This window comes from Azospirillum sp. B506 (assembly GCF_000333595.1).
Lineage (GTDB): Bacteria > Pseudomonadota > Alphaproteobacteria > Azospirillales > Azospirillaceae > Azospirillum.
This window is the reverse complement of the sequence record NZ_BADK01000108.1, coordinates 1-7,359: the sequence shown is the minus strand read 5'-3', so window position 1 is coordinate 7,359 and position 7,359 is coordinate 1. Positions and strand designations below refer to the sequence as shown.

The window sequence follows — 7,359 nt, the reverse complement described above, 5'->3', positions numbered from 1 at the left end:
GCGCACCGACCATGTTCTGGGATTTTGTTCGGGTGGCGCCGTTCGGGTAGTGACATCTGGTATTGCCTGTCGCTGGAACCAAGCCAGCGAAAACCGAAGGAGACCGAACGCCATGCGACAAGCCGCCACGACGCTGACCGTCCCAACCCGCGGTGCCGGGCTGGTCGAGGTGACCGCCCCGGTGCGGCGCTGGGTGGCGGAACAGGGGATGGAGACCGGGCTGCTGACGGTGTTCTGCCGCCACACCTCGGCATCGCTGGCCATTCAGGAAAATGCCGATCCCGACGTACAGGCCGACCTGCTGCGCTTTTTCCGGCGGCTGGTGGCGGAGGATCCGTCGCTCTACGTCCACACCACCGAAGGGCCGGACGACATGCCCGCCCATATCCGTTCCGCCCTGACCGGCGTCAGCCTGTCGATCCCGGTGATGGCTGGGGAACCGGCGCTGGGCACCTGGCAGGGCATCTATCTGTTCGAGCACCGCGCCCGGCCGCATAGGCGCGAGATCGCACTGCATCTGATCGGGGAGTAGCGCGCCCGGCCGTCCGAACAGACCAGCCTGAAATTTCTTTCATCCGGTCGCAAGGCGGCGTTGAAGGGGCGGTTCCTATGTTGGGGACAACAGCGGTGAGGTGGTGCGGCGACCGATGAGCCCTCCACCGCCTCCCCACAGTCGGAATCGCCTGATTGGAGTGTCGCCGTCATGACCACCCTTCCTCCCGCCAACTCGCAGTCGAAGCCCCAGCGCGAGATCGGGCGTTCGGGCCGCCTCCGCCGGACCGCCGCCGCCCTGCTGCTGGGCTCCACGGTGCTGACGGCTCCGGCGCTGGCCGGTTGGGCGGTGTCGCAAGCTCAGCAGAGGGCCGCGCCGCCGGGCGTCTCCATGGTGCAGGACACGCCGCCAGCTTCGCCGAACTCGCCGCCAAGGTCAGCCCGGCCGTGGTCACATCGCCGCTACCCCAGGAGGCCAAGGCTGAAACCCGGTCGCAGCGCGGCCCGGCGATCCCAGGCTTTCCGCCCGGCACGCCGTTCGAGGATTCTTCCGCCAGTTCCAGGATCAGATGGGCCGCAATGGCGGTCCCAATGGCGGGCCGGACGGTGACCAGGATCAGGATCAGGGGCCGCGCGGCAAGACCGGGGCGCTCGGCTCCGGCTTCATCATCGACCCTGCCGGCTATGTCGTGACCAACAACCACGTCATCGACGGCGCCAGCGAGATCACCGTCACCCTGCAGGACGGTACCGCGATGCCGGCCAAGCTGATCGGCCGCGACGCCAAGACCGACCTCGCCCTGCTGAAGGTGAAGTCGGACAAGCCGCTGCCCTCGGTCGACTGGGCAGACAGCGACAAGACGCGCGTCGGCGATTGGGTGATGGCGGTCGGCAATCCGTTCGGGTTGGGCGGCACCGTCACCAAGGGCATCGTGTCGGCCCGCGGCCGCGACATCCATAGCGGTCCCTACGACGACTACTTCCAGCTCGACGCCGCCATCAACCGTGGCAATTCGGGCGGTCCGACCTTCGATCTCAGCGGCCATGTGATCGGCATCAACACCGCCATCTATTCGCCGAACGGCGGGTCGGTCGGCATCGGCTTCGCCATCCCGTCCAACCTCGCCAAGGAGGTGGTGGCCCAGCTGAAGGACAGCGGCAAGGTCGAGCGCGGCTGGCTCGGCGTGAAAATCCAGGAGGTGACCCCGGACATCGCCGACAGCGTCGGCCTGCCCGGCGCCAAGGGCGCCCTGGTGGCGGAAGTGACCGCCGACAGCCCGGCCCAGCGTGCCGGCCTGCATCAGGGCGACGTCGTGCTGACCTATGCCGGCAAGCCGGTCAACAACCTGCGCGACCTGACCCGCAATGTGGCGGAGACCAAGGCCGGCGACACCGTGGAGTTGAAAATCCTGCGCGACGGCCGGGAGAAGACCGTGCCGGTGCGCATCGACCGCCTGTCCGAACAGCAGCAGATGGCGTCGGCCGACAGCGACACCGGCAAGGGTTCCGCCGAGCATGAGGAGGTGGCGCCGGTGAAGGGGCTGAAGCTCGCCCCGCTCGACCGGGCGGCGCGCAAGCGGCTCGGCATCGGCGAGGAAGTCCAGGGCGTGGTGGTGACCGGCCTGTCCTCCAGCGTCGACGTGCCGGTCCGTCCCGGCGACGTGATCGAGCGGGTCGGCGACGCCGAGGTGAAGAGCCCGGCCGATGTCCGCCGTCAGGTGACCGAAGCCGAGAAGAACGGGCAGAAGGCGCTGCTGATGCTGATCAACCGGCAGGGCAACGAGTCCTTCGTCGCGCTGAAGCTGAAGGCGTGAGGCAACACGCTCTCCGGGTGACGGAAAGTCCGGCCGGGCACGACACCCTCGTGCTTGGCCGGGCTGTTTTGGGAGGCTACACTCGTGCTCATGAAGATTCTCGTCATAGAAGATGATCGCCAGGCCGCCAGCTACCTCGCCAAGGGGCTGAAGGAGGCCGGCCATGTGGTCGACGTCGCCAACGACGGGAAGGAAGGCCTGTTCCTGGCCGGAGCCGAGCACTACGACGTGATGATCGTCGATCGCATGCTGCCGGGACGCGACGGTCTGTCGCTGGTCCAGGTGCTGCGGGCGGCTGGCAACGACACGCCGGTCCTGTTCCTGTCAGCCCTGGGCAGCGTCGACGACCGGGTGAAGGGCCTGAAGGCCGGCGGCGACGATTACCTGACCAAGCCCTTCGCCTTTTCCGAGCTGCTGGCCCGGATCGAGGTGCTGGTCCGCCGGCGCGGTGCGGCCCAGCCGCAGACCCGGCTGGCGGTCGGCGACCTGGAACTGGACCTGCTGTCGCGCAGCGTCAAGCGGGCCGGCAAGCCCATCGACCTGCTGCCGCGCGAGTTCTCGCTGCTGGAATACATGATGCGCAACGCCGGCAGCGTGGTGACGCGAACCATGATGCTGGAGAACGTGTGGGATTATCACTTCGATCCGCAGACCAATGTGATCGACGTGCATATCGCCCGCCTGCGTCAGAAGATCGACAAGGACTTCCCCACCCCGCTGATCCACACCGTGCGGGGTGCCGGATACAGCCTGCGCGCGGCGGAGGCGTAAAAGACGTTATGGAGCTTGGATGTTGATGGCGGCGATTCCCCTGTCCCCCCCGGGGAGAGGGCAGGGTGAGGGGGAGCCGTTTGCCGGACGCTCCTCGCAATGCATCCCTCTCACCCAACCCCCTCCCCAGGCGGGAGGGGGCTTTTGTTGAAGGGCGAGGCTCATTCCGGCGGCCTGCACGGCTTCGTCGCGGCGGTATCACGGCTGGTGCGGACAACCGCATTCCGGCTGGCGCTGCTCTATCTGGCGATGTTCGTTCTGTCGGTCGGGCTGATCCTGGGCGTCGTCTATCGCACCACCGCCGGATTCCTTGAGCAGGAGATCGGCGAGACCATTGCGCTGGAGGTCGCCGGTCTGCAGGACCATTACCACAATTACGGGCTGCCCGGTCTGGTGGACGTGGTGCGGACGCGCAGCGCGGTGGCCAACAACAACTCGATCTATCTTCTGACCACGGCGGCGGGGGTGATCCTGGCCGGCAATCTGTCAGGATGGCCGGCGGCTGTGCCGAATGCCAGCGGCTGGACCCATTTCAAGGTCGCCGATTATGGCGGGGTCAACGACCGTCCCTCGACAGCCCAGGCGGTGACCTTCACGCTGCCGGGTCAGTTCCGTCTGCTGGTCGGCCGCGACATGAGCGAGATCGACCAGCTGCGCACCCGGATGTTCCGCTCGCTGGGCTGGATCCTGGGGGCCACCGCCCTGCTGGGGCTGGGCGGCGGACTGCTGATGAGCCGCGGCGCCATGCGACGGATCGAGGCGATCAACCGCACCACCCGCCAGATCATGAGCGGCGATCTGAGCGACCGCGTGCCGCGGTTCGGCGGCGGCGACGAGATGGACCGGCTGGCCGGAAACCTCAATGCCATGCTGGACCGCATCGAACGGCTGATGACCGGCATGCGGCAGGTGACCGACAGCGTCGCCCACGACCTGCGCACTCCGCTGACCCGCCTGCGCTCCCGCATCGAGCTGGCTCTGCTGCACGAGACCGAGGACCCGGAGGTCTATCGCACCGTCCTGCAGGACACCATCGTCGAGGCCGACCGGCTGCTCGCCACCTTCACCGCCCTGCTGTCGATCGCCGAGGCGGAATCGGGAGCCAAGCGGCAGGATTTCGTCCCGGTCGATCTGGCGGAGGTGGTCGGGCTGGCCGCCGACCTCTACGAGCCGGTGGCGGACGAGCGCGGTCAGCGCCTGTCGGTGGACATCCGCGCCAAGCCGGTCGTCAACGGCAATGGCCAGCTTCTGGCCCAGGTGGTGTCGAACCTGCTGGACAATGCGATCAAGTACACGCCGGACGGCGGCAGCATCACCCTGGTCCTCGATGGCCCGGCTCCCGGCCGCGCCGCCTGCATCGAGGTCGCCGACAGCGGCCCGGGCATTCCGCCGGAGATGCGCGACAAGGTCCTGCAGCGCTTCGTCCGGCTGGACACCGCCCGCGCCTCGCCTGGAAACGGACTGGGTTTAAGTCTGGTGGATGCGGTGGCGACGCTCCATGGTGCGCGGCTGGAGTTGGGCGACAATCAGCCGGGATTGAAAGTCAGTCTGATTTTCCCGCCGGAAGCGCGTCGCTGAGGCTTTTCTGCGTCGCAGTCCAAAAACACGGAGCAAAAAAAAGCCCGCCGGTGGGCGGGCTCTTCAAGTGACATCAGCGAGAATGACTCCTTGGCGTCACGATGGATATGGGGTGGGCCGGAGCATCTTCCATACCGATCTTCGGACTACCGCCGACGGCCTAGCCTGCTGACGTTCCGCAACGTCTGCGGATCTGGTGCGTTCCTCCCCCGGGGCCGCCCGTCCGGCGGCCGCATGTGCGGGAGTTCTAGGATATGGCCACACCGAGCCGGCCCAGCGCCTATCACGCCGCGACGTCCGGCGGCGGGACGGCGCAGACCGAACCGCCGGCAAGGGCCGGCCGCGGAGAGCTGGCCGTCTTCACCTGGAAGGTGCTGATCGTCGCCGGGGTGGTGGCGCTGGGGATTTTCCTGTGGAAGATCTCGGGCACGCTGCTGCTGATCTTCACCGGTGTGCTGTTCGCTATCCTGCTGCAACGGCTGACCGGCTTTGTGCAGCGGGGAACCGGGCTGGGCCACGGCTGGTCACTGGCCATCGTGCTGGTGCTGCTGGTTCTGCTGGTGGGGGGCGGTGTCTGGCTGATGGGCACCTCGATGACGGCACAGCTCGGCCAGTTGCAGGAGCAGGTGAGCAAGGCGATGGGCATGCTGCCCGACGGATGGAGCCAGCGCATCATGGAGCAGGGCAAGGACTGGCCCTGGATGAACCAGCTCAGCAGCTTCGCGTCCGGCCTCGTCTATGTCATCGGCGACGCGGTGGTGGTGATGTTCGCGGCGCTCTATCTGGCGGCGTCGCCCGGGGTCTATCAGCGCGGCGTGGTCCTGCTGGTGCCGCCGCGTGGCCAGAAACGGGCCTGCGAGGTGATGGACGTGGCCGGCGACAGCCTGTGGAAATGGCTGATCGGGCAACTGGTGGCGATGGCTGCGGTGGGCACGATGATCGCGGTCGGGCTGTGGCTGCTCGGTATTCCGTCGGCGTTGGCGCTCGGCATCGTCGCCGGGCTGTTGGAGTTCATCCCGCTGGTCGGCCCCTTCCTGGCGGCAGTGCCGGCCCTGTTGATCGGCTTCGCCCAGTCGCCGCAGGACGCGCTGTGGGTCGCCGGGGTCTATCTGGTCATTCAGCAGGTGGAAGGAAACCTGATCACGCCGCTGTTGCAGAAACGGGTGGTCGATCTGCCGCCGGTGGTCACCATCGGCGCCATCGCCGCCGGCGGGGTGCTGTTCGGCATCATGGGCATGTTCCTGGCAACCCCGATCGCCGTGGTCGTGCTGGTGATGGTCAACCTGCTCTACATCGAGGACAAGCTGGGGCAGCCCAGGCATTTCCCCAGCGACAAATCGTAGGGGAGCGCTTTTGACCGTTACCGATCAGCCTTCCGCCGCCGGCGCGGCTGCCGGCCGGCCGGGGTTGGCGGAGCGCAGCGGCAGCTCCTTCAGGAACAGCGTCATGGCGAAGGAGACGACCGCCAGCGCCGCGGCCAGCAGGAACAGGGTGGCGAAGCCATGCTCCAGCGTCGCCACCACCCCGCTCCGGGCGGCGGCGGGCAGGTCTGCGAGGGCGGCGGCGCCATGCTCCAGAACGGCGCGTCCGGACAGGCCGGCACCCTCCAACCGGTCTGACACCACGGCGTTGAAGACGGCGCCGAACACAGCGACGCCGACCGACCCGCCGAGCGAGCGGAAGAAGCCGACCGCGGCGGTGGCGGCCCCAAGGTCGCGCTGGTCCACCGCATTCTGCACGGCCACCGTCATCACCGGCATCACCAGCCCCAGCCCCATGCCCAGCGGCACCAGGATCAGCGTCGACCACAGCCCGTCGGCTGCCAGAGCCGGCAGGGTGCCGAGCAGGGCGTACATCACGCCCGACAGCGCCAGCCCGGCCAGCGGGAAGGCCTTGTAGCGCCCGGTCCTGGCGATCAGCCGTCCGCCGCCGACCGACCCGACGGTCATGCCCAGCACCAGCGGCAGAAGCAGCAGGCCCGACACGGTGGCGCTGGTCCCCTGCACCAGCTGAAGGTGCAGCGGCAGATAGACGATGCCGGCGAACAGCACCATCGCCGAGACGGCCACCACCGGCGTCGCCACCGCCACCACCGGGCGGCGGAACAGGTGCAGCGGCAGGATCGGTTCGTCGATCCGGCGCTCGTGCCACAGGAAGACCGCCAGCATGACGAAGCCGGCCGCCAGCAGCCCCAGCGCCGCCGGGCTGCGCCAGCCCAGGGCCTCGCCGCGGGTGGCGACGATCAGCAGGCTGGTCACCGCACCGGTCAGCAGCGCCGCCCCGGCCAGATCGATACGCGGCCTGGCCCGGCCGGCGGGCAGGCGCGACAGCGTGCTGCGGGTCATGGCGAGCGCCGCGGCGCCGAGCGGCAGGTTGATCAGGAAGATCCAGTGCCAGCCGATGGTCTCGGTGAAGATGCCGCCCAGCAGCGGGCCGGCGACGCTGGCCAGCGCGAAGACGCCGCCGATCATGCCCTGGTAGCGCCCGCGTTCCCGCGGGGCCACCACGTCGCCGATGATGGTGAAGGCCAGCGACATCAGACCGCCGCCGCCCAGCCCCTGCAGTCCCCGGAACAGGATCAGCTGGGTCATGCTCTGTGCCGCGGCGCACAGAACGGAGCCGACCAGGAACAGCAGGATCGCCGTTTGCAGCACGCGCTTGCGGCCATAGAGGTCGGACAGCTTGCCGTAGATCGGCGTGGTGG

The 7,359-nt window shown here is 68.3% G+C and carries 6 protein-coding genes; 5 read left to right on the top strand and 1 reads right to left on the bottom strand.

The features are described 5' to 3' along the window. Positions 1–112: 112 nt before the first annotated feature. The 5 genes from I71_RS03965 to I71_RS35525 all read left to right on the top strand — a co-directional run bounded on the left by I71_RS03965 (position 113) and on the right by I71_RS35525 (position 5,998). Positions 113–532 carry a secondary thiamine-phosphate synthase enzyme YjbQ gene (locus I71_RS03965; protein WP_042690927.1) on the top strand — a complete coding sequence of 140 codons (420 nt, stop codon included), beginning with the start codon at positions 113–115 and terminating at the stop codon, positions 530–532. 529 nt (positions 533–1,061) lie between these two features. Beyond that, entirely contained in the window at positions 1,062–2,306 is a 1,245-nt protein-coding gene (locus I71_RS03960; RefSeq protein WP_244433619.1) for a Do family serine endopeptidase, read from the top strand. 90 nt (positions 2,307–2,396) lie between these two features. Next, the gene (locus I71_RS03955) at positions 2,397–3,077 is read left to right on the top strand and encodes a response regulator transcription factor (RefSeq protein WP_042690924.1); all 681 of its coding nucleotides are present in this window, start codon (positions 2,397–2,399) and stop codon (positions 3,075–3,077) included. A 147-nt stretch (positions 3,078–3,224) separates the two neighbouring features. Then, positions 3,225–4,655, top strand: coding sequence for a HAMP domain-containing sensor histidine kinase (locus I71_RS03950; protein WP_049975913.1), 1,431 nt, complete (start codon positions 3,225–3,227; stop codon positions 4,653–4,655). 254 nt (positions 4,656–4,909) lie between these two features. After that, entirely contained in the window at positions 4,910–5,998 is a 1,089-nt protein-coding gene (locus I71_RS35525) for an AI-2E family transporter (RefSeq protein ID WP_042690921.1), read from the top strand. Between the two features lie 24 nt (positions 5,999–6,022). On the opposite strand, the gene I71_RS03940 is transcribed toward I71_RS35525, so the two are convergent. After that, positions 6,023–7,359, bottom strand: a 1,337-nt coding sequence (locus I71_RS03940; protein WP_042690918.1) for an MFS transporter, incomplete at its 5' end; no start/stop codon positions are given.